General features: G+C 46.0%; 23 protein-coding genes. 9 read left to right on the forward strand and 14 right to left on the reverse strand.

Annotation, left to right across the window (positions count from 1 at the left end):
- Window positions 1-10 precede the first annotated feature (10 nt).
- From sufC to ABJ081_11580, 3 genes are all read right to left on the reverse strand, one after another.
- Window positions 11-766 carry a Fe-S cluster assembly ATPase SufC gene (sufC, locus tag ABJ081_11570; GenBank protein ID MEP6357307.1) on the reverse strand — a complete coding sequence of 252 codons (756 nt, stop codon included), beginning with the start codon at window positions 764-766 and terminating at the stop codon, window positions 11-13.
- Window positions 767-871: 105 nt separating this feature from the next.
- Complete coding sequence (gene sufB / locus ABJ081_11575; GenBank protein MEP6357308.1) at window positions 872-2,341, reverse strand: Fe-S cluster assembly protein SufB; 1,470 nt, start codon at window positions 2,339-2,341, stop codon at window positions 872-874.
- A gap of 173 nt (window positions 2,342-2,514) precedes the next feature.
- Window positions 2,515-3,630, reverse strand: a complete 1,116-nt coding sequence (locus ABJ081_11580; GenBank protein ID MEP6357309.1) for a cysteine desulfurase family protein — start codon at window positions 3,628-3,630, stop codon at window positions 2,515-2,517.
- Between the two features lie 157 nt (window positions 3,631-3,787).
- Here ABJ081_11580 and ABJ081_11585 point away from each other — a divergent pair, with 157 nt between their 5' ends.
- Window positions 3,788-4,498 carry an alpha/beta hydrolase gene (locus ABJ081_11585; GenBank protein ID MEP6357310.1) on the forward strand — a complete coding sequence of 237 codons (711 nt, stop codon included), beginning with the start codon at window positions 3,788-3,790 and terminating at the stop codon, window positions 4,496-4,498.
- Window positions 4,499-4,514: 16 nt separating this feature from the next.
- Here the strand turns inward: ABJ081_11585 and ABJ081_11590 are convergent, their stop codons facing one another.
- Window positions 4,515-5,603 (reverse strand): anhydro-N-acetylmuramic acid kinase, encoded by a 1,089-nt coding sequence (locus ABJ081_11590; protein MEP6357311.1) that lies wholly within the window; start codon window positions 5,601-5,603, stop codon window positions 4,515-4,517.
- Between the two features lie 177 nt (window positions 5,604-5,780).
- Between ABJ081_11590 and tyrS the strand changes: the two genes are divergently transcribed.
- Entirely contained in the window at window positions 5,781-7,031 is a 1,251-nt protein-coding gene (tyrS, locus tag ABJ081_11595; protein MEP6357312.1) for a tyrosine--tRNA ligase, read from the forward strand.
- Here the strand turns inward: tyrS and ABJ081_11600 are convergent.
- Complete coding sequence (locus ABJ081_11600) at window positions 7,028-10,510, reverse strand: AsmA-like C-terminal domain-containing protein (GenBank protein MEP6357313.1); 3,483 nt, start codon at window positions 10,508-10,510, stop codon at window positions 7,028-7,030. The genes tyrS and ABJ081_11600 overlap by 4 nt on opposite strands.
- Window positions 10,511-10,681: 171 nt before the next feature.
- Between ABJ081_11600 and bcp the strand changes: the two genes are divergently transcribed.
- The 3 genes from bcp (at window position 10,682) to ABJ081_11615 (ending at window position 13,453) form a co-directional block, all read left to right on the forward strand.
- Window positions 10,682-11,164 (forward strand): thioredoxin-dependent thiol peroxidase, encoded by a 483-nt coding sequence (bcp, locus tag ABJ081_11605; protein ID MEP6357314.1) that lies wholly within the window; start codon window positions 10,682-10,684, stop codon window positions 11,162-11,164.
- Between the two features lie 6 nt (window positions 11,165-11,170).
- Window positions 11,171-12,004 carry a ferritin-like domain-containing protein gene (locus ABJ081_11610; GenBank protein MEP6357315.1) on the forward strand — a complete coding sequence of 278 codons (834 nt, stop codon included), beginning with the start codon at window positions 11,171-11,173 and terminating at the stop codon, window positions 12,002-12,004.
- Window positions 12,005-12,136: 132 nt separating this feature from the next.
- Entirely contained in the window at window positions 12,137-13,453 is a 1,317-nt protein-coding gene (locus ABJ081_11615) for a M23 family metallopeptidase (protein MEP6357316.1), read from the forward strand.
- Window positions 13,454-13,650: 197 nt separating this feature from the next.
- On the opposite strand, the gene ABJ081_11620 is transcribed toward ABJ081_11615, so the two are convergent.
- From ABJ081_11620 to ABJ081_11635, 4 genes are all read right to left on the reverse strand, one after another.
- Window positions 13,651-14,793, reverse strand: a complete 1,143-nt coding sequence (locus ABJ081_11620) for a DUF2336 domain-containing protein (GenBank protein MEP6357317.1) — start codon at window positions 14,791-14,793, stop codon at window positions 13,651-13,653.
- 115 nt (window positions 14,794-14,908) lie between these two features.
- Entirely contained in the window at window positions 14,909-16,078 is a 1,170-nt protein-coding gene (locus tag ABJ081_11625) for a lytic transglycosylase domain-containing protein (GenBank protein ID MEP6357318.1), read from the reverse strand.
- A gap of 73 nt (window positions 16,079-16,151) precedes the next feature.
- Window positions 16,152-16,748, reverse strand: coding sequence for a flavin reductase family protein (locus tag ABJ081_11630; protein MEP6357319.1), 597 nt, complete (start codon window positions 16,746-16,748; stop codon window positions 16,152-16,154).
- A gap of 10 nt (window positions 16,749-16,758) precedes the next feature.
- Window positions 16,759-17,355: a nitroreductase gene (locus ABJ081_11635; GenBank protein ID MEP6357320.1), complete on the reverse strand. Its 597-nt coding sequence runs from the start codon at window positions 17,353-17,355 to the stop codon at window positions 16,759-16,761.
- An 89-nt stretch (window positions 17,356-17,444) separates the two neighbouring features.
- On the opposite strand from ABJ081_11635, the gene ABJ081_11640 reads away from it, so the two are divergent.
- Window positions 17,445-18,455, forward strand: a complete 1,011-nt coding sequence (locus ABJ081_11640; protein MEP6357321.1) for a hypothetical protein — start codon at window positions 17,445-17,447, stop codon at window positions 18,453-18,455.
- Here ABJ081_11640 and ABJ081_11645 read toward each other — a convergent pair.
- The 4 genes from ABJ081_11645 to ABJ081_11660 form a co-directional block, all read right to left on the reverse strand.
- Window positions 18,452-20,446 (reverse strand): EAL domain-containing protein, encoded by a 1,995-nt coding sequence (locus tag ABJ081_11645; GenBank protein ID MEP6357322.1) that lies wholly within the window; start codon window positions 20,444-20,446, stop codon window positions 18,452-18,454. The two genes, ABJ081_11640 and ABJ081_11645, sit on opposite strands and share 4 nt — an antisense overlap.
- A gap of 113 nt (window positions 20,447-20,559) precedes the next feature.
- Window positions 20,560-22,503: a threonine--tRNA ligase gene (thrS, locus tag ABJ081_11650; protein ID MEP6357323.1), complete on the reverse strand. Its 1,944-nt coding sequence runs from the start codon at window positions 22,501-22,503 to the stop codon at window positions 20,560-20,562.
- Between the two features lie 67 nt (window positions 22,504-22,570).
- The gene (yidD, locus tag ABJ081_11655) at window positions 22,571-22,870 is read right to left on the reverse strand and encodes a membrane protein insertion efficiency factor YidD (GenBank protein MEP6357324.1); all 300 of its coding nucleotides are present in this window, start codon (window positions 22,868-22,870) and stop codon (window positions 22,571-22,573) included.
- A 4-nt stretch (window positions 22,871-22,874) separates the two neighbouring features.
- Window positions 22,875-23,324, reverse strand: coding sequence for an iron-sulfur cluster assembly scaffold protein (locus ABJ081_11660; GenBank protein MEP6357325.1), 450 nt, complete (start codon window positions 23,322-23,324; stop codon window positions 22,875-22,877).
- A gap of 208 nt (window positions 23,325-23,532) precedes the next feature.
- Here ABJ081_11660 and folE point away from each other — a divergent pair, with 208 nt between their 5' ends.
- The 3 genes from folE (at window position 23,533) to ABJ081_11675 (ending at window position 25,841) form a co-directional block, all read left to right on the forward strand.
- A complete protein-coding gene (folE, locus tag ABJ081_11665) occupies window positions 23,533-24,153 on the forward strand; it encodes a GTP cyclohydrolase I FolE (protein MEP6357326.1) in 621 nt (206 codons plus the stop codon).
- Between the two features lie 151 nt (window positions 24,154-24,304).
- Window positions 24,305-24,718, forward strand: coding sequence for a phosphoribosyl-AMP cyclohydrolase (hisI, locus tag ABJ081_11670; GenBank protein MEP6357327.1), 414 nt, complete (start codon window positions 24,305-24,307; stop codon window positions 24,716-24,718).
- 154 nt (window positions 24,719-24,872) lie between these two features.
- Window positions 24,873-25,841, forward strand: a complete 969-nt coding sequence (locus ABJ081_11675; protein ID MEP6357328.1) for a patatin-like phospholipase family protein — start codon at window positions 24,873-24,875, stop codon at window positions 25,839-25,841.
- Between the two features lie 2 nt (window positions 25,842-25,843).
- Here ABJ081_11675 and ABJ081_11680 read toward each other — a convergent pair whose 3' ends face one another.
- Window positions 25,844-26,275 (reverse strand): CBS domain-containing protein, encoded by a 432-nt coding sequence (locus tag ABJ081_11680; protein ID MEP6357329.1) that lies wholly within the window; start codon window positions 26,273-26,275, stop codon window positions 25,844-25,846.
- Window positions 26,276-26,380 lie beyond the last annotated feature (105 nt).

Below are 26,380 nucleotides of genomic sequence, written 5' to 3' on the forward strand. Positions count from 1 at the left end.
ATAACGTTTCCTATGCCGCTTTGCCGATGATATCAGCGTAACCATTTGCTTCGAGTTCCAGCGCCAGTGACTTGTCACCAGACTGGATGATTTGACCTTTGTAGAGCACATGCACAGTGTCTGGCACGATGTGTTCTAACAAGCGCTGATAGTGCGTGATCACGAGGAAACCACGGTTTTCAGCACGAAGCGCATTCACGCCCTCAGAGACGATTTTCAACGCATCAATATCAAGACCAGAATCGGTTTCATCAAGAACACAAAGCTGCGGCGCGAGAAGTGCCATTTGCAAAATCTCTGCGCGTTTCTTTTCGCCGCCAGAAAAACCAACATTCAAAGGACGCTTCAACATGTTCATATCAATAGATAATTTACCGGCAGCTTCTTTCACCAGTTTGATAAAATCAGGCGTTGGCAATTCATCTTCACCGCGCGCTTTGCGCTGGGCATTCATCGCCGTTTTAAGGAATGTCATGGTTGGCACACCGGGAATTTCTACTGGATATTGAAACGCCAAAAATACGCCAGTTGCAGCGCGTTCAGCTGGGTCCATTTCCAAAATGCTCTCGCCATTGAAAAGAATTTCGCCCTCGGTCACCTCATAATCGTCGCGCCCTGCAAGAACATAAGAAAGCGTCGATTTACCAGAGCCGTTAGGACCCATAATCGCTGCCACTTCGCCTTGATCAATTTTAAGATCAAGACCACGAATAATTTCTGTTCCATCTTCCGCAATACGCGCGTGGAGATTTTTAATTTCTAGCATTTTCAGTTCCTTCGTCATTGCAAGGCTTGCCCTTACAACCCAAATTTAATTTTCAAATTCGCTCCGTAGATTGCCGGATTATGACCGACAACAACCACGCGTTTATTACCCGACTGAGCCTTCCAAGCTAATCGAAATCAGCTTTTGTGCTTCAACCGCAAATTCCATTGGCAGTTCTTGGATTACATCACGCACAAAGCCGTTGACGATGAGCGCTGTTGCCTCTTCTTCGTCGACGCCACGCTGCATGCAGTAAAACAATTGATCTTCCGAAATTTTCGATGTCGTCGCCTCATGCTCAAATTGAGCAGAGGAGTTTTTCGCCTCAATATAAGGAACCGTATGCGCGCCGCATTGATCACCGATCAACAGTGAATCACACTGTGTGAAATTACGCGCATTTTCTGCCTTACGGTGGGCCGATACCTGACCGCGATAAGTGTTTTGGCTGTTACCCGCCGAAATACCTTTAGAGATAATGCGGCTTGTTGTATTTTTACCCAGATGGATCATCTTCGTGCCGCTATCCACCTGCTGGCGGCCATTGGACACAGCGATTGAGTAAAACTCGCCCTGTGACCCATCGCCGCGCAAAATGCAGCTTGGGTATTTCCACGTAATCGCGGAACCGGTTTCAACTTGTGTCCATGAGATTTTCGAGTTCTTGCCACGGCAATCGCCACGCTTGGTCACGAAGTTATAAATTCCGCCCTTGCCGTCTTTATCGCCCGGATACCAGTTTTGAACCGTAGAATATTTAATCTCCGCGTCATCCATAGTGACAAGCTCAACCACCGCCGCGTGAAGCTGGTTTTCATCGCGCTGCGGCGCTGTACAGCCCTCAAGGTAAGACACATAGCCACCCTCTTCGCAGATGATGAGCGTGCGCTCGAACTGGCCTGTATTTTGTTCATTGATACGGAAATAAGTGGATAGCTCCATCGGGCAGCGTGTGCCCTTTGGAATATAGACAAAAGACCCGTCAGAGAAGACTGCCGAATTAAGCGTTGCGTAAAAGTTGTCTGTCACTGGCACCACAGAACCGAGATATTTTTTAACAAGCTCAGGATGTTCATGAACAGCCTCTGAGATTGGCATGAAGATCACGCCCTTCGCTTTCAGCTCTTCTTGAAAAGTTGTTACCACAGACACTGAATCAAAAACCGCATCAACAGCGACACGACGCTCTTGCACACCGGCTAGAATTTCTTGTTCACCCAGTGGAATACCAAGCTTTTTATATGTCTCCAGCAATTCCGGATCGACATCATCGAGCGTTTTCGGGCCTTCTGTCGATTTTGGACGGGAGTAATAATAAATATCGTCAAAGTCGATCTTCGGATAATCAACCCGCGCCCATTCCGGCTCAACCATTGTCAACCAGCGCTTATAAGCATCAAGGCGCCATTCCAGCATCCATTCTGGCTCTTTGTTTTGTGCGGAAATATAGCGAACAATATTTTCGCTCAGACCAATTGGAGCCTTTTCGCTCTCAACATCTGTCACAAACCCATATTTATACTGATCAACGTCTATTTCTTTGACCTGATCGATGGTTTCTTGAACCGCTGGCATCAATGAACTCCGTGAAATTGCGCCACACTGGCGCTTCAGTTTAGATTATTTCTAATTTAGAATTGATATAAACTACTGCACCAAATTTAAAAGGGGGTACGGCAGATTTATTTATGATTTCAAGACTCAGCTTTGTAAATTTGATGTGAGTTATATCAAACAGCCAATAAACTTCATGCGCTCAGTAGCTTTTGCGTCGCATTGAGAAAAGATGCAATATCCGTCTCTCTGGTATTCCAACCGGTTGAGACACGAATAGCACCAGCCGCTCGCTCATCATCCACCCCCATCGCCTTCAAAACATGAGAAGCACCAACCTTGCCAGATGAACAGGCCGAGCCGCTAGAAATTGCAATACCAGCCATATCATAAAAAATCACGGCTGTTTCTGCTCGCTTGTCAGGCAATGAAAAGCAGGTTGTGTTAGGCAATCGCGCTACGCCATCCCCAAAGATGATAATATCATTGGAGAGAGCTTTGAGCCCTGATTCTAGTGCCTCCTGCAGCCTTTGATCTCCATTCATTCCGCTCAAAGCCTCATGCGCAGCCGCGCCAAAACCCGCAATACCTGCAACATTTTCGGTGCCTCCGCGATAGCCAAGCTCTTGCCCGCCGCCACTCAAAAGAGAAGGAACCCCAGTTCCTGCACTCAATCGCACAATCGCGCCAACCCCTTGAGGACCGCCAATTTTGTGAGCTGACAAGGTCATCGCATCAACATCCAGTTCATAAATGTCAATCAAAACCTTACCCGCCGCTTGAACCGCATCAACGTGCAAAAAGCCATCATGCGCATGAACAAGGCCTGCAATTTCATCTATTGGCTGAAGAACACCCGTCTCATTATTAGCAAACATCACGCTCACAAAAGGGGCTTCATGCTGCTTGAGGGTCGTTTCAAGAGCTGCCAAATCAACCACACCCTTTTGATCGACAGGTAAAAGGTGCAACGCCTCACGGCTAAATCTCCCACCAGCCAAAACACAAGGATGTTCAACCGCAGAGACCAGCAACGCGTCAAATGTGCGCTTTGTCGAGCCAAATTGCACTTGTGGGGAGAGCACCGTATTATTGGCTTCGGTCCCGCCACCAGTAAAAGTAACGGCTTTAGGATCACCACCCACAAGCTCAGCCACTTGCTCGCGTGCTATTTCGATCACCTTGCGACCTGCTCGCCCCTCACCGTGAACAGATGAAGGATTAAGCGGCTCATCCATATGGGCAAGCATTACCTCACGCGCAGCGGGACGAAGAGGCGATGTTGCGTTATGATCAAGATAAATGCGCATATGCATCCCTTTAATACCTCATGAACCCGCCTGCAACGCGCTTTTCAAGCCGAAAGCGAAGAAATATTAAGCTAGATGCACGAAAAGCTTGAAATTTGCCCCCCACTTCGTGCTAAGCCGTTCAAACAGTATTCAATGCCGTGTTCAAAGGTGCCTAATGCCAGAAATTATTTTTAACGGTCCCGCCGGTCGACTCGAAGCTCGTTACCAGCCTTCTAAAGAGAAAAATGCCCCGCTCGCGCTGCTGCTTCATCCGCATCCGCGCTTTGGTGGCAACATGAACAACAAGATCATTTATGAGTTGTTCTATATGTATGTAGATCGTGGCTTTGCCGCTTTGCGCTTTAATTTTCGCGGTGTTGGTCGCTCACAAGGTCATTTCGATCATGGTGCCGGCGAATTATCCGATGCGGCAGCAGCCCTTGACTGGGCACAAACCATACACCCCGACGCGCGCGGTGTATGGATTACAGGCTTTTCTTTTGGCGCATGGATCGGAATGCAGCTTCTAATGCGCCGTCCTGAGGTGGAAAGTTTCATCTCCATCGCACCACCAACTAATCTGCATGATTTCTCGTTTCTCGCACCCTGCCCGTCAGATGGTCTCATCATTCATGGTGACCACGACAAAGTAGTGCCAATGAAAGACACACAGGCACTGATCGACAAACTAGCTACTCAAAAAGGTATAGTCATCGATCATACGGTCCTGCCTGGTGCAAACCATTTCTTTGAAGATCACATGGATGAGCTGATCGACAATTGTACAAATTATGTCGATTCTAAACTTGGTCTTGCAGAACGCATTGAAATGCTGCCGCCACCGCCGATTCCACCTCTTGAAGGTTTTGACGACGAAATGGGCTAAGACCAACTAAGCACTATCATGTAGGGCGCGCTATTTTGCCGCCCTTTGTTGGCTCTTTAACACCGGTCGTCGTGGGATAGGTCAACGGCAAGTCTGCCTCAACTCGTGCGGCCAGATAAGCAAAGGCTTGGGCTTCAAGAAAATCACCATCAAAGCCGAGAGCATCCATCATCAAAGGCTCAAGGCCGCTCGCCTCTTTCAGCATACGCATCATCGTGCGGTTATGAGCACCACCGCCAGAAACATACAGTGTCTTCAAGTCATAAGGCGCGAGAGCTTGGGCAATGGAACGGGCAGTAAATGCCGTCAAAGTTGCCGTGCCATCCGCAAGCGACGCTCGATCAATTGCCATCATGTCAAAAGCATTCCGATCCAGTGACTTGGGTGGTTGAGTGCTAAAATATGAATTCTCCAACCATTGGCCAACAATGATTTCATTCACACGCCCTTCGCCCGCAATACGCCCCCATTGGTCATAGGTTTTTGACGTCCGGCTTTTCATCCAGTCATCAATCATCGCATTGCCTGGCCCCGTGTCAAAGGCGATCAAGCCATCACTTGTCACAATAGTTACATTAGCAACCCCGCCAATATTGACGATAGCCGCAGGCAATTCAGCCTTGGCATTTCCTAATAAGGTTTTGTGAAAAACAGGCACAAGCGGTGCACCTTGGCCACCAGCAGCCACGTCATTTGATCTAAAATCATAGGAAACCGGAATGCCCAATTGATTAGCAAGCCCCTCGCCATCGCCGATTTGCACCGTGGTGCCTTTATGCGGAGCATGGAGAATTGTATGGCCGTGAAAGCCTACAAGAGCAATATCACCAGCGCTCAGGTCAACCTCATCAATCAGTGTTTTGATGGCTTTAGCATGAGCATTCGTAATCATCGTTTCAGCTTCAATAACAGCCTGCGCAGCGCAACCTTCAGCACCTTTGCAAGCTTCAATAGCAGCAACAATCATAGAGCGTTCAGCCTTTGAGTAGGCCTGAAAATGAGACGCACCCATCTTGACGACATTTATTCCATCCGTGCTTAAAAAAGCCGCGTCGATGCCATCCATGGATGTGCCACTCATAGTGCCGATTATCTGCTTTGCCATTGTTATCTCCAAACCGTTCTTACCAATTAGCAATATCTTCTTTATGACATCACGAACAGACAAAGGATCACTTTTTAAACAATCGGTTTTGCAAATAAGAACCAAAGACGCTATGCACCGCGCAATAGTTTTGTAAAACGGCACTTAAAAGAGTCGTCTGCGTCGGGAAAATTGAAAATGGCCTCTTATCAATCAGAATTTCTCAGCGTTCTAGAAGAACGTGGATTCATTCATCAATGCTCGGATGCAGACGGCCTAGACGCCCTGCTCGCTAAAGAGACCACAACCGCCTATGTGGGATTTGATTGTACGGCAGACAGTCTTCATGTGGGCAATCTTATTTCTATCATGATGCTGCATTGGTTTCAGGCCACAGGTCACAAACCCATCGCGCTCATGGGCGGCGGCACCACGCGGGTGGGTGATCCATCCGGCAAAGATGAATCGCGCCAGCTTTTGACGCCGGAAATCATTGAATCAAACAAACAGGGCATCAAGCAGGCTTTCGATCAGCTTCTTACTTTTGGCGATGAGCCAAAAGATGCGATTATGGCCGACAACACTGATTGGTTGCTTGATCTTAAATACATAGATTTTCTGCGTGATGTGGGACGCCATCTCTCCGTCAATCAAATGCTACAACGCGACAGCGTAAAAATGCGTCTCGATCGCGAGCAACACCTCTCTTTCCTCGAATTCAACTATATGTGCCTTCAGGCCTATGACTTTGTTGAGCTGAACAAACGCTATGATTGCCGCCTACAAATGGGTGGTTCTGACCAATGGGGCAATATTGTCTCTGGCGTTGATCTAGGTCGTCGTATCGCAGGCGCAGAACTCTATGCCCTCACCACACCGCTACTCACCACATCATCCGGCGCCAAAATGGGTAAGACAGCCGATGGCGCCATTTGGCTCAATAAAAACCGTCTCTCCGCCTATGATTACTGGCAGTTCTGGCGCAACACAGAAGACGCAGACGTGGAACGCTTCCTCATGCGCTTTACACTGTTACCTATGAGCGAGATCAAACGCCTTAGTGCACTTCAAGGTGCTGAAATTAATGAAGCGAAAAAGATACTCGCCTTTGAAGCGACCCGCATTATGCGCGGGCAAGAGGCAGCAAAACTCGCACAAGAAACAGCAGAAAAAACATTTGAACAAGGGGCAATTGCCACTAATTTACCAACGATTGAAGTGGCAAGTAGCGAGCTTGATGAAGGCCTTGGAATGCTGGGGCTTTATGTACAATCAGGACTTTGCAGTTCCAATAGCGATGCGCGCCGACAAGTCAAAGGCGGCGCAGTGCGCATCAATGATGTGGCCACTAAAGACGAAGGCCGCGCCATCACAAGCGCAGACATGAAAGACGGCGTCATTAAGCTATCTCTGGGCAAGAAAAGGCATGTGTTAGTCAAGCCGGTTTAATTGGTATTTTCCTGAGCTTTCTTAAACCGGAAGAGCTGCCTTAAAAAACCGGGCGCAAGCGCGGACAAGGGATTGACCGTCACCTGTGGTTTGCCCAATGTGCCAGCCACTTTAAAAGTCACACCTATCAAACCTTCACGCTGGCCATTACCAAGCGCAAGCCCGACAATGGGAATTTTCGAAATGAAATTATTAATCACATAGGCTGGAACATAGGTTCCCGTAAAATCAATAGCTTTTGTTTTCCGGTTCAAGACACCTTCATAAGTCCCGCCAACATTTTCACCAGTCAAGAGCCCTTTCTTCAAGGTCAAGCGTTGATTTTTCTCAATAAAATTAACATCAAGCACATCAAATTTCACCGAGGATTGGCCTCGATTATTTTTTGCAGCCGAAAGCCCTTTTAAAGCAGGTTCTTCAACCAGCTTAAACCGCCTCATCCTGAAATTGCCCACCATCGCTTTAGCACCAGGGGGGCGAGCGGCCGACAACTGAAAACGACCTCCAAATGCGCGATAATAAACATTGCCAAACCGAGCTAATGCGCCGCCATTTGAACCTCTAGCCTTGAGAACATCGCCACGCTTATTAACGGAACCATAGCTGATTGAAAAAGGTTTTTTAGCCCCCTTGGTCAAGCCGCTGGCCTCAAGCCGTAAAGGCGTTGCAGAGCGCATTGTTACATCCAATGACAACTTGCTTATAACTTCATTCAGGTATCCGGTGACCCGGTCTATATCAGCACGTATTTTATAACGATACTGTTCCTCTTTATTTGGAGAGTCACTAGGTATGCTGGTAATTACCTTGATAAGGGAACGCGCGTCAAAAGAGCTTCCATCAATCTCAATTTCATAGGTACGTTCTGATCTCAATCTCGCTGACATCCGAAGATTATCACCGTTTTTCAAGGCTACCTTACGAAGCGATAATTTTTGAATTTCTCCGCTCTTCGTAAGATCAATATCACCAGACGCGCCAAACCCATCTCCTTTAAGAACAAAGTCGCGGACCTTTGTGCCGTTCTTATCTGTCGTAAAGCGCATTTCAGCTCTAGCAGGAATGCCCTTCGCTTTGCGCCAGCCAACAAAATCCAACTTAATTTCAGCGCGCGATAAATCGATCTTGTAAAGCTCGCCTTTTGAGCTCCCTTTTTGCTCTATGGCCACAGAGATTGGACCACTAAGATAGTCTTCTAAGTCGAGGCCAATTTTTTTGCGATCTTTGTCATTCAATATCAATTTAACCGCAAGACTGCCGGTAGATTCTTTGCCATCGAACGGGCGAATAAGGTCAATGTCAGCGTCGATGCCATCAATATTTCCCTTGCCTGTGATGGTCATACGTTTTGGATTGATCTCTACTTTTGCTTTTGCTCGTTTAATCGATCGCCCATCGATCGATTCTGTGCTTGTAAAATCGACCAAGTTCAAGCCAGCGCGCCAAACCACCTCACCTGGCTTAAGTTTAGCTCTCAAGGGAACTGTGACATCAACATCAGCCGTCGCTGTACCGCTAATAGCTTTCGGTTCTATTTTTACATATTGAAGGGCACGCACAGGATTACGATTGACAATCTCGCCTAGGTCGCGAGCATCACCATCAACTTCCAAAGTAATATTTGCAGTAGGTCCAGGAAATCTAAAATCTGGAATGTGGAATTTAGCGTTTTTCATCGCAACTGATTTGCCAAAGGTCGAGCGTGCGCTCCCGCTTTTCAAATCTGCTGTAAAAGACACGCCGCGCACTTTTCCCGTGACATCCGCATTATCAACATTTGGAAAATCTCCAAATGTGTTGAACGAGCCATCGGTCAGTTTAAAATCGACCTGCATCTCATCAGCCCTCATGGTCTCACCCTTCCGCAGGCGACCCAGCACACCGCCAGGGACTGCGGACTTGATGCTGCCTTCAGAGACAATACCGCTATGAATATTTTTCACCGTCCATCCGCGCGCAGACGTAGCAATGAAAACCGGCCAAAGCTGTTTCAAAACACCGATGGGTATCGCCGTTGTTTGAGCAGCCAATGCCATTGAAGGTGTTCTCTTTTCAAAGCCAAATGAAAGTGCGGCAGTAAAATCAACCTCCCCCGCATTTAGTTCAAAGCTGCTTATCGAGAGCAATTTTTGTTTCGGCTGCAGCGCTCCGCGCGCAACCATGCGCTCAACGACAACAGGTTCACTGTTAACGTCGGGACTATCAAAGTAACTATCTAGGGCCGTGAATTCATAGCGATATGGATCGCCCAAATATGCCGGCAATTCAATGTTACCTGTAGCAATAACTTCATTCTTTCCAAAGACGAACGGGGAAGGCTCAATTATTATACTTTGCTCACGACTATTAAGAGATAAATTCAATTCTCCACTGTCGACATTGAAAACAGCGGTTGGCGACGTTCGAACAAAACCATCGCCTACAAAAACGGACATATTGAATTTACTAACCGTAGCTGTATCATCGATCACAACTTGCCCTTTAGAAGAGAACGGAACGGCGACATCTATGGGGTAATCAGGTAAATTCAGCCTTTCAATAAAATTCCGAGCTATAAAATTTGATATCTCAAAAAAAGTCGCCTGCTTCGAACTGTCAGTATGCTTTAGATGAGTAATCTTTAAGCCTACGCCATTTTCTCCACGCTGTTTTGTTGTAATCTCGATATTTTGTTGAGCACCAAGTTCGCCATCGCTTTCATTTAATGTTGCTGATGTGATAATAATTCCATGAAGAGGAGCATCATTTTCATCGGTCACATCAACTGAGACATTTGTGAGCGCCACATCACCAAGTTCAAGGCTTCGCATTTGTTCAAACACCTGCCCTGCCTTTAAAAGGCCTTGCCCCGCTAACTGAAGAATTTCAGGTACTTTATCAGGCGCTTCGTCCTTCTGCTCATCTTCAATATGTTCAGCTTCAGCCTGTTCTGCTATCTCATCAAAACGAAGTAAGTCCTCAAAGGAAAATCGCCCTGTATCATTATTTTCCAGCTCAGATAATAATTTTTCCCCAGCGAAGAAATCACCCTCGACCTTTGGTTCAGCACGCTGCATACGCACTGTGGCGCGAGAATCATCAAATTTGACCGAATTAATTTTTAGATTGCCCGCTAAAAGTGAAAACCAATGAGGCCGAATAGCAAGAGAACGACCTTGGAGGGAAAACTTCTTATTTTTCCCCTCAATATTAAGTCCACCAAGATGTAAAGTCGCACCAGCTTCATCACGAACAGCAATCCGGGCGCTCTCAAGTGTTACAGCAAATGCGCCATCGGCTCGTTCATTAAAGGTGCTTTCAATACGAGCACGTAGCCACTCGATATCCTCATCACGATTGACAACATAAAACGCAAACGCAGAAATGAATAAGAAAGCAGCAATAGCAATTAGAAAAAAGAAATTGAAAAAACCAATACCATATCGCCGACGTCGCTTTGGTATCTTTTTGATTTTTATGTTCTTTTTCGGTGATTCCATTACTAGGTATTTCATTATTACAAGATTAAGGTGATAGAATAGAATCGTCTTAAGAAGATATCCTAAAGCCTAACAATCAATTCGCAATCATGTATTTGAAATTGTGATGATAAATTAATAGAATTTAGCTCTTAAAAGCCCCAAAGATCAATTAAAAGGCGCCTATATTTCATGACCAAAGCAGACAATTTTAACATAAATGAAGGCGACAATGCGCCAGACTTTACATTGCCCGGTGATAGTGGCCAAACAGTGACATTAAGCGCACTAAAGGGACAAAAAATTGTCTTATTCTTCTATCCAAAAGACAACACACCGGGCTGCACGAAAGAAGCTATTGGGTTTAGTGAAAATCTCGATGCTTTTAAAGCCACTGGCACCAAGATCATTGGGATGTCGCCAGACAGCGCCACAAAGCATGATAAATTCAAAGCCAAGCACGATCTCACCGTAACACTTGCAGCTGACGAAGAAAAAACCACGCTGGAAGCCTATGGCGTATGGGTTGAAAAAAGCATGTACGGAAAAAAATACATGGGCGTTGAGCGATCAACTTTTTTAATCAACGAGAATGGTAAAATCGCCAAAATCTGGCGTAAAGTTAAAGTATCAGGCCATGTTGACGCGGTCTTAGAAACACTCAAGGCACTTTAAGTTTTCATGGAAACATCGGCCAGTAAACAACCCTGCCTTGAACGCGCGGCGATTGCGATTGTTGCACAAAGCGACCTTGCTATAAAAGTTGACTTGGCGCACGCAACAGCAAAAGCTTGGTTTTCAAGAACATTATCTTTGACTAGCGGTGTACAACCACATTTGCCCAAGCGCCCTGGCAGACCGGGAAAACCGGAACTCATATCACCCCGCGAAATGCCAAAGCGTTCAATCAGTGGCGAGAAAGGCCGCTTGGCGCTTGTCCATTCCCTTGCTCATATTGAACTCAATGCAATTGATCTGGCATGGGATCTCATTGCCCGCTGTGCACGCCTACCCATGCCTCGCGCCTTTTTTGATAACTGGGTGCAGGTAGGGCTAGAAGAAGCTAAACACTTTGGGCTTTTGCGTGACCGCTTGCTGCAAATGGATAGTTTCTATGGCGCATTACCTGCTCATGATGGTTTATGGCAAGCCGCAGAAGAAACAGGGCATAACCTAATTGCCAGACTGGCCATTATCCCCTTGGTTTTAGAAGCACGTGGCTTGGACATCACCCCACCCATGTTAGATAAAATGCGCACCCAAAAAGATGATAAAACGGCGGCAATTTTAGAAATTATCTACCGTGACGAAAAACGCCATGTTGCCTTTGGCACAAAATGGTTTTTGTTCGCCTGCGCACGTCATGGCCTCAAACCGGAACAAACTTTTCACGAAATGGTGCAAAAACATTTTCGCGGCGGCTTGCGTCCGCCCTTTAATGACAAGGCAAGATCGCAGGCTGGATTAACGCCAGGATTTTATAAACCATTGGCCGGAATAACAGCAGTGAATTAGTCCATTCACAGCTTGAGTTGCGACCAATTTTCAACGCATGCGAGACCAGAAATCAACCCTTTATTAACCATAAAAAGCTACTCTAAACGCTAATAAATAAGTGCAAATTTGTGAAAAATGTCTGGTGATTCTATGGTAAGTACAAACTCTACTCCAAATCGAAATAAACAATTTGGCCGTAGAAAAGACATCCATCGCATTATATTCGCAAAAGGCGATCAAGTAACCAGTCTAAATATCCATCCATTCCTTGCATTTGGCGGCGCTTTTGTGGTCGTCGTTTTTGCCGTTGGCTATTTATTCGCAACGGGCTATTTGATGTTCCGCGATGACTTGCTGAATTCATCACGTATTCGCCAAGTCAATGTTCAAAATGCTTATGAGGATCAGCTGGCGACCTTACGCATTGAAATTGATCGCATCGCCAGCCGGCAATTGCTTGATCAAAAATCAGTCGAAAATAAAATCGATCGCTTGTTGGGGCTACGTACCTCACTGGATGAACGCCAACGCACTGTTGTGAGTCTTGCTCAATCTGCTTCGGCGGCGGGCATTTCAATACCATTGGCAGCACCAAGTCCAAGGCCACATCCTAAAAGAGTTGCTACCCATAAACAGGCCGCCGCCCTAATTGATCCAACAACCACAAGTTCGCTTGCAAATCTCAGTGGAACTAATTCCACATCTTTCAAATTGGCAAACAAGAGAGATATCTCAAGTCATATTAGAACGGCATCAGGTGCCGAAACTCTTGATTTAAACCTGATAGAGAAAAATCTCCACGAAGAAGAACGTGCACAAGCGCAGCAGTTGCTTTTGATGGCAAAAAAGACCGCTGATTCATCACGCAACATTGCAACGCTTATACGCTCACTAGGGTTCAAGGCACCTTCAGGGCCGCCTCATCCAGCAGACGCTATCGGTGGACCTTTTCAAGATGCTGCCAGCTTTGATCCGCTTGCTTTTGATCATTCAATCTTGGCTTTCCAAGAAAATCTCACCCATCTCAATAAATTAAAAAAGAAGGTGGATCTGATACCTATCAGACGCCCCCTCAAAACAGGCAAAATCACAAGCCAGTTCGGTCGAAGACTGGACCCTTTTATGAAACGTTATGCCCTTCATTCAGGCATGGATTTCAAAGCACCAATCGGCACACCTGTTTATGCAACAGGCCCCGGCAAAGTAGTGAAAGCAAGCTGGAACGGTGGTTATGGTCGACTGGTTGAAATACAGCACGCAGGCAATATCACCACCCGCTATGCTCACTTAAGCCGCATTGATGTAAAAGTAGGTGACAATGTAACTTCTGGCAAAGTGATAGGCCGTGTCGGTAGCACAGGGCGCAGCACCGGCCCTCACCTGCACTATGAAACACGACTGGGCAAAAAAGCCGTCAATCCGGGTCGTTTCATCAAAGCAGGTATTCGCGTTCGCTCACTATTATAAGAGCATATCTCAATCCAACTGTGGCATCTCTTTGCTACGCCTATAACTCGCAGGTGCTCGATGATAAAATTTATCGAAAGCATGACTGAATACCGCTTCAGAATTATAGCCCACTTGCATTGCCAATAACCTTCAAGGTATTTCCCATCAAATTACCAGCTGATTTGCAGTAGTTTTATATATGAATATATTAGACGCTATGCAGCACTGATTTGCAGGTTCACATAGTTACGCGCAGCATCACGGGCTGTCTCAGAAGCGTAGCGACGCAGCATCGTCAATAGTTCGCCCACACCATCAAAGTGCTGTCCACGATAGCGGTCAAGAACACGTTCGATCATAATGCGCGTGAAACGATATTGATCCGTCGGATCCAAAACAGCGCCTTCTTCCACATAAACATCGAAAGCAATTGAAAAAGCCGGATAAGCCTCTTCAGGCAACCCTGCTTTCATATAGAGCGTATAAAGCGCCTTATCAGAGTTATCTTTCAGCAAAGCCATCACACGCGAATTATCCACACCGGACAAAAGCGCCAACGCTTCTACGAAAAACATGACTTGACCAGCACAAATTGCTCGAAGCATTAAAACTGTGGTCAGCTGTTCACTATCGCGCAGATGCAAAAGCAAAACAGGCAATTCGCTATCATCAATATCACGCGCAAGAGTAAGCGTCGCCCTATCTCGTGCCTCACGAGCAACATCTTCAGCCCGTGCACTATCCATGCGCGATTCTATCACGGCATGCTCACAAAGCTCATCACTCAAATTGGTGACAATAATCTGGCGTGCTGCGATTGGCAGTCTATCATCATGCAGTAAAAGCTGTTGCATGTCATATTCATGGCCAAATCTTTCAGTCAGACGCAACAGCGTACTTGGCAAAATATCGGCATCAGAATTTTCCATCACCAAAAGACATACTTCAAATGAGCATACCTCGATAATTGCCGCTGCAACGCCAACGGATAGTGGCCTGCGTCCTGCAACAGCACGCTGCAAAGATAGCTCACGAGTCGCGATGATATCAACGAGTTCAGAATCAATTAATTTAGGAGAACGTGCTGCAATCAGCGCTGCAATTTCTTCTACGTCATCCAGCAAACCAAGTATGATGTGGCGTGGTGCATTTTCAGCGCCCCCCAAAACATCAACAAGCGCCATACGCACACTTTGATCCGGATCATCCAAAAGGAATGTCATCGCTGCCTCTGCAGCGTCCATATCTTCGGCTGCAAAATCCGATTGTAAATAAGCCCGCGCTAAAGCATGCGTTGCTTTCGAACGCTTTTCAGGCGTCGCAGTTATTACCCATTGGATGAATTGTTCAACAATCATTTGCTACTAAAATACTGTGAGGAATTTACTTTCATCCAACAATAACAGCAAAAGCCTTAATGTTTAGTTCACCATGTTTTTAATGTTTGCTCAGTTTAATTTTAATCCTAGCACCCTATTTGGGAAGCTGCTTCTTCAGATAATGCGATAAATCCAGTGGCAAGTCTGTTTTACCAAATTCTGAACTTTTTATGACCACCGCCTCTTGCTCATTAAAGATCGAAGGATAGAGCGTTACGTCCTGCACGCCTGCTGTATTAGCTGCTGAATCAACTTTTATATCAATAACTTGAACAGAGTTCGCTTTAACATCGGAGGACCCCTCACCCACGTCATTCACCCGTGCGTAACGGCTGGGTATGACCCCAGTATTCTCGCGAGTTGGCCCAAGATTATTTGGGCTAGAATTATAATTAGGTGCAAAGAATGTTTTTTGGGAGTGTGTATTTGATTCCCCCAAAACAGCTCCAAAAACACCTTGGCCTATTGCATTTTGCGGCGCAAATGCATTCACCCCGCCACTAAAATGACCAGCAAGAAAAGCCGCTTCTGGTCCGCTTGCCAATTTTCCAGATGAGACATCATTGCCGGATGCATGACTTGCAAGTGTTTGCGCTGGATCAGGCGGTGTCAACCTTTGCCCACCACCGCTTTCATGACGGCTGGTCAATCGACTATATACTTCGCCTACACTACGCTCTTCGCCGTTTTTTTCATAAAATATAGGTCTATTCGCCTTGGCTGCACTTGGAAACAATTCAACCGCACTTTGATTGGGCTGACGCGCATTGGCATTAATCAGATTTATCGCACCTTTGGCACCCAGAAAATGCGCAATATAAAGCTCTCCCCCGCTTGGTTCTCGCCCAATTGCCTGAGAAAGAGAAAAAGCATTTCTTTGGGTCAGCGCTCCAGCAAGTTTTGAGGATACATCTGGGTCTTTACGAAGATCCAGAATTGCTTGTCTTTGCACGCTATCACGCACAAAAAAACGACCATCAGGATTTTGCTCAATTTGTTGAGCCTGCTTTGTCAGCCCAAAGCGTGCACCATCGCTTTTGATAGTGGAAAGCCATGTCTGTTCGATAAATTGAAATAAACCTGTTGCTGATGATGTTGTAGCTTTGAGATTGGGATTAAGCGAACTCTCCCGCTGGGCTGTTTGCAGAAGATACTCAAAATCGACCCCTGTTTGGGCCGACGCACGGCGCAACACTTGGTCTAGCGAGCCACTGCTGCCAATACCTGTTGCACCCCCAGTTAAACCATCAATCGCAGAAGTCATAACGACTCGATAATCCTCTCAAATTTTCCAGTCAAACTTGCGTCAAACATGGTTAATTGTTTGTTAAGAAGGATTAAGGCCGCTTTAACGTGAATGGATCATCCTCAAGCGAATAATCTATATATCCCATACGAGCAATCGGTCGCAAAAGACGCGGATCAACCATACCATCGCGGATGACACTTTCATCGATCCGAATGCCGACAACCTCACCAAAGACGAGATAACAATCTGTTTGGTTGCCATGCCTATCCGTTAATTTTTTCGTCTCCAGATGAACGCATTCCATAACAACAGGCGCCTCGCCCACACAAGGAGCATCCACAAGTTCGCATTTTTTTTCTGTAAGCTTGGCAAGCTCAAACTCATTCACATCACTGGCCACACCCGCAGAGGAAGCATTCATTGCATCCAGCAAATCCCAAGTTGTCACATTATGAGAAAAAGCGCCCGTTTGGTCGATATTCGTGACACTATCTTTATAATTTTGAGATGAGAAACAGATAATAGGTGGGCTCGATGAAACGGCATTGAAGAAGCTGTAAGGTGCAAGGTTGGACTGGCGGTCAATACTATATGAACCGATCCAGCCAATAGGTCGCGGCACCACAAGCGCTTTAAAAGGGTCATGCGGTAAGCCGTGGTTTGCCTTAGCAGGCTCATAAAACATCTAAATTCCTCTATTTTAATTCGGGCGCCCAAACGCTCGTAATTGTATCAACTGTAGGCCGCGTACGTTCGCTTGGTTCGACCTTGGGAGTACCAATATGGATAAACCCTGAAAGTCGTTCACCCTCTTGCACACCCAGGTACCGCATGGCTTCATCATGATAACTATACCATTCGGTCAACCACTGCGCGGCAAACCCATAAGCATTGGCTGCATGAATAAGATTGAGGCAGACCGCACCAGATGATAGCTGCTGCTCCCAAACAGGAACCTTATGAGGCGCAATAGGATTGCTTACAACACCAATAACCATAGGCGCCCGCATAAATCGTGTCTTTTCCAGTGCCAATCTCTCTAAAGAGGCGTCAGAATTTTCACGACCCCAAAGATCCGAGAGATACCTCCCAATATCAACACAATTTTCCGCCGGATATCGAATAAAGCGCCAAGGAGCCAATTTCCCATGATCTGGCACCCGCACAGCAATCTCGAGTATCTTGGAAACGACATCTTCATCTGGTTTAGGCCCACCGAGATTTAATGATGGCACAGTGCGCCTTGTTGATAAATAAGCAGCAAGAGACGCGTTATCATTTGGTCCTGCCATTTTTTCTCCCCAATGAAATAACACATTCATGATTGAACCTGTTCTCAAAATTCGCTAACAAAAGCAATAGAGTAAATTCAGTACAAATAATGGATCGTTCAACTGTGCGATATTTTTCGGAAAATATTATATCAGCAATAAACGCGTCAATTCTCACCTTTTTCACGGTTTTTATTGTTTTGATGGCATGTGCTTTTTCTATGCAAGTAAGCCATGCAGCATTTATCTATGATAGTACACGTATTATTCCAGTACCCACATCAAGGCCGACAGGTGGCACATCAGGGTTGCCATCGTTCACCCCTGCACCAAGGGCTGCGACTGAATTCCCAAATCAAAATGCCATTTTAAAAGTGAATGCTATTATTGATGGCACCAAAGCGCCGGTGCAATCGGGTCTGATCTGGCGCATATTCTCCGACAAGGAAACACCCGAAGGTAAACTTGCTTTACTGAGCACATCGACAAAGGGTAGTGCCATCTTTGACCTACCTGCTGGATATTATAATGTGCATGCTTCCTTTGGTTATGCAGAGCACATCAAACGCGTTCGCCTAACACCACCCCTGACAGAAGCATCGTTCAACATTGCCGCTGGCGGCCTACGACTGAATGCAGCGTTCAATGAAAATTACATCATCCCCACGAAGGATGTCAGGTTTGAAATAGCCCGACAAGAAGGTGGCGAATTAAAAACAATTATCACCGACCTTGCCACAGATGAAATCGTAAGGCTCGCGACAGGTGACTATAATGTCACAAGTAAATACGGCGATATAAATTCAGAAGTCACGGCCACGGTGCAAATCAAATCGGGCGAACTGACAGAACTGACACTCTATCAAAGAGGCGCTGAAATCACCTTGAAGCTTGTCAGTGAAACCGGTGGTGAGGCCCTTGCTGACACCTCATGGACAGTTTTAACACCGGGGGGAGATCCTGTGGTGAATACAGTTAAAAGTGCGTTTCCAAGACTGATCCTTGCCGCTGGAGACTATGTCGCCTTTGCAAGGAACGAGGGGAAAAATTACTCGACAAGCTTTACCGTTGAAAGTGGCATCCACCGCGATGTCGAGGTGATCTTGGGCGACATCAATTAAGCTGCGATATTAAGCCAGCTTTTTTCACGCAAAAATCCGTGTAGATTCTCTATCGACATTGGCATAGCCAAAGCATAACCTTGCAGATGCGCACATTCAGTTTTTTGAATTTCAGCAACATGTTGAACAGTTTCGATACCTTCTGCAACCACTTCCATATCTAGAGAGTTACCAATACCGACAATTGATCGCACCAGTGAGCGTGTGCTTCTAGATTCATGAATATTACGAATGACTTGGCGGTCGATTTTAAATCGTCTTGGCTTGACATCTAACAGAGCCAAAATCGAAGCATGACCTGAACCAAAATCATCTATCTCAAGATCAATCCCAAGATCATGTATTCCATCTATAGTCCAGCGCAATTTATCTTCGGCGTTATCTAGGAAGATACTCTCTAAAAGTTCAAACGAAATTCTATCTGCCGGCAAATTAAGCGCTTTAATGTCTTCAAGGAAATTCTGCTCATTCAGGCGTTGTGCTGAAATATTTATAGACACTCTCGGCACCTGCAAACCAGCCACATCAAGTCCATTCAAATCCTTCACAGCCCTATTCATGATTAGTTGATCAATCTCGCCAAGAATACCAAGCTCTTGCGCAATAGGTAGAAACTCAGCCGGAGAAACCACACCTTTTGACGGATGCTCCCAACGCGCGAGTGCCTCCATGCCTGACACAGCCAAGGTCTGAGTTTCAAACTGCAATTGATAGAAAGGAATAATCTGCTGCCGCTCAACCGCGATTATCAGTTCATCGGCCAATGATTTACGCTGCATCACATCATTTTTAAGCGTTTCGTCATAGATATCAAACCGGTTACGCCCTTCAAGTTTAGCGCGGTAGAGAGCCGTATCCGCATTTACAAACAGTGTTTTCATATCCACCGTATCATCCAGCTTATTGGCAACTCCAATACTAACGCTCAAACGGCAAGGTTCGTTTTCATAACTAACTGGCTGACTCATGATTTTGTTAATACGCTCAGCTAGTGTCACAGCTTGTACTCTTGGGTCTTCTCTTTCTGTCAAATTTGCAAGGACAACAAATTCATCACCACCGACACGGGCAACGAAATCTCTACCCCTGACCAATTCTTGCAGCATATTAGCAACATGTACTAAAATATAATCGCCAGCGTCATGGCCTTTCGTGTCATTGATCTGCTTGAAATGGTCGATATCAATATGGAGCAGGGCCACTTTTTTATTGCGATCGTCAAATTGTTTCATTTTACGATCAAGAAAGCGACGATTGGGCAGATTGGTAAGCGGATCATGCAGCGAATGGTGCTCTGCCATTTGCTTGGCTGTGTTAATTTCAAGTTTCTGTTTCTCAAGCACAGAAATAGAATTTCCCAACTCCGCATTCTTGGCACAAAGCCTTTCTTCCATTTTTTGCGATCGGGCAAACTGCTTCAAAATAGAACGCGAAGAAACCAAAGAAACGACGACAACCAATCCGCCCTTAATAAACATAACAAATAGGGAAAAGATCAGTAGTGCGCTAACCGTTTTCGACACCAAAGGAGAAAACTGATGGGAGTGGTCCACAAATTGTTGAGAAATTTGATGTAATTCAAGACGCGCGGCTTCTAAGCTTGGATGGCCATTATCGAGCGAATTCAGAATTTCCAAGGCACGATCAGCAATAACCAAGTCTTCCTGACACACAATAAAAGCTTGGTAGGTGCCTAAAAATTTTGTAGACAACGCTGTTAGCATATCATGCTGTTTAAGACATGCGATTGGCTGATCCCGAATATCACTGACAAGTGCTTTAAGATCCTGACGGTCAACAGACGCTTCTAAGTCGGCCGTCTCAAGACGCGTTGCCAACTTGGCACTATAATCATAATGAGCAAAATTAAGCTCGTGCAAATGCATGCCATTACTCAATTCCCAAATGGAAATCACCCCGATCACACTGGTGATCGCAATGACAAAATTCATCATTGTCAGACGTTTTTTTACTGTATTTGCAACACTCATAATAAAACCTGAAAAACCGTTTCAGGACATTTTAACAATCAAAAGTTTACAAAAAATTTTTAGATTTAATTCATAATAAAATTAAATACATCATATTCACTCAGCAATCATATTCACTCAGCACAAGCCATATCCGGTGGTGTTGCCTCTTTGACAAGAGAGCTCACAGCCTCATCAAGTGACATCGCTGTTTGATGTTTTGAGCCGAGCCTGCGAATATTAACAGAGCGCTCCTCAGCCTCGCGCATGCCACACACAATAATGGCCGGCACTTTAGCAAGCGAATGCTCCCGCACCTTGTAATTGATCTTCTCATTTCTGAAATCAGTGATGACTTTCAAACCAGCCTTTTTCAAAGTGGCCGCAACCTCATGACCATAGTCATCCGCATCTGATGTGATGGTGGTCACAACAGCCTGCACCGGCGCCATCCAAAGCGGAAAATGGCCGGCAAAGTTTTCAATCAAAATGCCAAGGAAGCGTTCCATCGAACCACAAATAGCGCGGTGGATCATAACGGGATGTTTCTTCTCACCATCCGCATCAATATAGAAGGCACCAAAGCGTTCAGGTAAGTTAAAGTCCACTTGTGTCGTGCCACATTGCCATTCGCGGCCAATTGCATCGCGCAAAGTATATTCAAATTTTGGCCCGTAAAAGGCACCTTCACCCGGCAAAATATCGGTTGTTATCTTACCACCTGATTGCGCTTCAATGGTTTTCAGCACATCCGCCATCACACTTTCAGCGCGATCCCACAACTCATCAGAACCAACACGCTTTTCTGGACGGGTTGAAAGTTTAACAACCACCTCATCAAAGCCAAAATCGGCATAAGTTGAAAGGATCAAATCATTGATTTTAAGACATTCTTCGGCCATCTGCTCATCAGTACAAAAGACATGAGCATCATCCTGCGTAAACGCCCGCACCCGCATCAAGCCATGCAGCGCACCTGATGGTTCATAGCGTGACACAGCGCCAAATTCTGCCATGCGAAGCGGTAAATCACGGTAAGATTTCAGCCCATGCTTGAAAATCTGCACATGACCAGGACAGTTCATCGGCTTGATCGCAAAAACCCGATCATCCTCACTGTGAGTGACAAACATATTCTCCCGGTACCATTCCCAGTGACCTGATGTCTCCCACAATCCTTTATCCAGAATTTGCGGCGCATTCACTTCATCATATTCATCTTCAAGACGTCGGCGCATGTAGTTGACAAGATTCTGAAAAAGCGTCCAACCTTTAGCGTGCCAAAAGACAACGCCTGGTCCTTCAGCTTGAAAATGGAATAGGTCCATTTCCTGACCAAGTTTGCGGTGGTCGCGTTTCTCGGCCTCTTCAAGCATATGAAGATAGGCTTTCAAGTCTTTCTCATTCGCCCAAGCAGTACCATAAATACGGGTCAGCATTTCATTGTCTGCATCCCCACGCCAATAAGCGCCTGCCACCTTCATTAGCTTGAAAGCTGTGCCCACAGGACCGGTTGATGACATATGAGGCCCACGACAAAGATCGATCCAGTCGCCTTGAGCATACATCTTCAAGTCTTCACCCTCAGGGATCGCATCAACAAGTTCGATTTTATAATCTTCGCCCTTAGCTTTAAAAAACTCCTTAGCCTTATCTCTGCTCCAAAACTCTTTAGTGAAAGGCTGATTGCGCTGAATAATCTCACGCATCTTCTTCTCAATTACCGGAAGATCATCAACCGTAAAGGGCGTTTCACGCGCAAAGTCATAGTAAAAGCCGTTCTCAATCACAGGACCAATTGTCACCTGTGTACCAGGAAAAAGCTCTTGCACTGCCTCAGCCAACACATGAGCACAATCATGACGGATTAGCTCAAGCGCTGCCTCATCCTCACGTTTCACAAATTCAATTGCGCTATTTTTTTCTATTGGGTCAGAAAGGTCAGAAAGCTCGCCATCCAAGACCATCGCCACAGATTTTTTAGCTAAAGATTTAGCAATGCTCTCCGCAACTTGCTTGCCGGTCACGCCAGCATCGAAGTCACGTGTATTGCCATCGGGAAATGTGAGGGTAATCATCTAAATTGTCTCCTGCTCAGTCGCCGCGCACGAATGCGGGTAAGCCTGTTCTTCATCTTATTTAATTCTAATCGAGTCGCGTGTCGGGGTCGATATGTTTTCCCGTCCAAAACCCATAGCGCCACGGCATATACCAACGCGCATCGTCAGGCAACTGTTCTGGCACAGGATCATAGCCTGATGTCCCAAAAGGTCCACACCGCACAAAGCGTGCAATAAGCATCCAAAGTCCGGCCCAAGCCCCAAAGCGTGACAGCGCTTCATCAGCATAAGACGAGCAAGTGGGTTGATGGCGGCAATTTTGACCAAGAAGCGCAGACAATGCCAGCTGATAAAACCGAATGATTCCGCGCACAATACGGACCATAATTTTATGCCATTTCTTGAGATAGATTGTTGTGCTCAATTTGATTAAGGGCATCAACAACCGCATCAAATGTCAAAAGGGTTGAAGCATGACGCGCTTTATACTCGCGCACAGGTGTGAGGTATTTCACATCTTCAAACCGACCCAAAGGGGGCTCACCCTCCTCTTTCAACATGGAGCGCGCGCATTCACGCACCTCTTTCAGTTCCTCAATTGAGGCACCAATAATATGATGCGCCATAATCGAAGACGCTGCCTGCCCCAAGGCGCAGGCTTTAACTTCATGAGCAAAATCACTGACAACGCCATCGGTCACAACAAGATCAACGATAACCGTAGAACCGCATAGTTTTGAATGAGCTTTCGCACTCGCCATAGGAGAATCAAGGCGTCCAATGCGAGGAATATTCCCTGCAAATTCAAGGATTTTCGCGTTGTAAACATCATTAATCATAACGGTCTCGCAAAATATAATGCAAAATTCATTGCTATTGGGCCAATAAACTCCATATAATAAGACATGGGTCAAGCACAATAGCTGACCTTAGCATGGTGCGACTGATAATAACGGACACATAAAGTACGTCATCAGTATCCGCTTATACATGTTTGGAAACAGTTCTGGGAAACCGGATAAACGTTAGAACAAAGGAGCGAGCGCCATGGATGCAATCGTCAAAAAAACTCTAGAGAAAAACACACCTACTCAAAAGCCAACGCGTGCCGAAGCTGAAGCTGCTGTTAAAACGCTGCTTGCTTGGGCTGGTGAAGACATCACCCGTGAAGGACTGGAAGACACACCAAAACGCGTTGCCAAAGCCTATGGTGAGTTTTTCAAAGGCTATGATGAGAACCCCGCTGATGTCCTAAAAACCACCTTCGATGAAGTCGGCGGATATGGCGATATCGTCTTGGTGCGTGATATTCCGTTTTACTCGCATTGCGAACACCACATGGTGCCTTTTATTGGCAAAGCGCATGTAGCCTATTACCCAACAAGCGGCGTTGTTGGCCTGTCAAAACTTGCGCGCGTTGTCGATACTTTCTCGCGCCGCCTTCAAACACAAGAAAATCTGACTATCCAGATTGCCAATGCTATTGATGATGCCCTCACCCCGCGTGGCGTTGCGGTTCTCATGGAAGCAGAACATATGTGCATGTCTTTACGCGGTGTCCAAAAAGCTGGCGCCTCAACAGTGACAACACAGTTCACCGGCGTGTTTCAAGAAGAGACCGAAGAGCAAGTCCGCTTCATGCAGCTCGTACGCGGCTTTGGAAAATAAGCCAACACTTAGAAGCCGGCAGGGTAAGCACTGAATCGCCCACTCCAACCTCAATATCGTTCATGTTCAACATGAAGAATAATAGTATGATAGAAGGTCATGATATAGGTTCTTCATAAACGATACAGTGAACACAATGGGTGTATGAACAATGACACTTTTCAAATCGCGCGATGATAAATCAAGCCTTGAAGAAGGTACAGATTTCACCCCCAAATTCGATGCAAATGGCCTCATCCCCTGCATTGCACAAGATGCAGTAAGCGGCGAGATTGTCATGTTTGCTTTCATGAATGAACAATCATTGACTAAAACAATCGAGACCGGAGAAGCTTGGTATTGGTCACGCTCGCGTAGTCAACTTTGGCACAAGGGTGATACTTCGGGCTCCATTCAAACAGTGGTTGAAATACGCACAGACTGCGATCAGGACGTCGTTCTTATCAAGGTCAATACAGCTGGAAACGGGTCTAATTGTCACCGTGGCGTAAAGTCTTGCTTCTATCGAAAGATGAAGCCAAACACGAGCAATCCCGCCGATAGTCAGCTTGAATCAGATTCATAACTTGAAGGACTTGAATCAATTTCTTAAAATAGAATCTCTTGAATCAATTCACGATGAAATAAATGTAACCTATTGTTACCAATCAATTTTTCATTATTCACCTTATGGTTAGAAATATACCCTATACTGATGGTAACTGTTAGGAATGGGACGAATGGTGAAACCACGTTTAGGTCTGGCGTTAGGTGGAGGTGCAGCAAAAGGTTGGTCGCATATAGGGTTTATGCGCGCACTCGATGAAGCTGGCATCAAGCCCGATATTATCAGCGGCACATCAATAGGTGCCGTGGTTGGCGGATGTTGGGCCGCAGGCCACCTTGACGAGCTCGAGAAATTTGCCCGCTCACTCACACAACGCCGCGTCTTTGCTCTCATGGACGTCAGTCTCTCTGGCAGTGGTCTGATCAATGGATCGCGTCTAGGCAAAATTTTGACCCAAAACCTCAATGACATTGAAATTCAAGATCTCAAGATACCCTTCGCCTGCATCGCCACAGAGCTTTCTAACGGCAATGAAATTTGGCTCACCAAAGGCCATCTGGCATCCGCTCTTCAAGCATCTTATGCCCTGCCCGGCGTGTTCAAACCAGTTAAGGTAGAAAACCGCTGGCTCGTAGACGGAGCGCTCGTCAATCCCGTACCGGTCACAACCTGTCGCGCAATGAACGCGAACTATGTCATCGGCATCAGCCTGACATCAAGTGGCGTTGGCAAAGGCACAGTCATGGCTAATACAATGCTAGCCACCTCTTTAAATGAAGACGACATTAATGGCTTGGATATAGTGGATAAAACCGCATCTGGAATAGAGCAAAATACCGATGCAAAACGCCTTGTTCGCCGCCAGATATTGGGCCGTAAAGACGGACCGCCAGGTATCTCGTCTGTGATGATGCAATCCTTTAACATCATCCAAGACCGTATTGCACGCTCACGTCTGGCTGGTGATCCGCCCGATACATTAGTATCACCCCAAATAGGTGATATCGGCCTATTTGATTTTCATCGCGCAAGCGAAGCGATTGATGCAGGCTATGCAGCAGCAAAACCAATTATTGCAATGCTCGCACCGCAATTTTCTCAAAATAGCGCCAAATCAGAAAAGCAATCAATCGCAGTTTAAAATTAACTAGCGTGGATATAAGCACGAATATCAGCCGCTTCCCGTTCGACTTCTTCTATTCGATTTTTAACAACATCACCGATTGAGATCACGCCGCTAAGCTTGTTATTTTCAACAACCGGCATATGACGAAACCGTCCTGCGGTCATCTTTTCCATAACGTCATTCACCGTATCGTTTTCTGAGCAAGTAATGACATCCGTGGTCATGCAAGATTCCACTGGCCATGACAGCGTTCGCTCGCCGTCTTTAGCAATAGCTTTCACCAGATCACGCTCAGAAATAATCCCGACGACCTCTTCTTTTGCATTACACACGACAAGCGCGCCAATCTTATTCTGCGCCAAGACCGAAAAAACCGATGAAAGTGTCTCATTCGCATCAACAGTAAGCGTTTTACGTCCTTTTTTATCCAATAACTGTGATAATTTCATAAGTATGCCTCCTTTTAATCGACCAAAAAATATCTAAAACCGTAACCCTCCAGCTTAGAAAACTGTATGTTTTCTGTATATTTCCCTGATTTTACGTCTCAAATT

The sequence above is a fragment of the Hyphomicrobiales bacterium genome (assembly GCA_039989895.1).
Taxonomy (GTDB): domain Bacteria; phylum Pseudomonadota; class Alphaproteobacteria; order Rhizobiales; family JACESI01; genus JACESI01.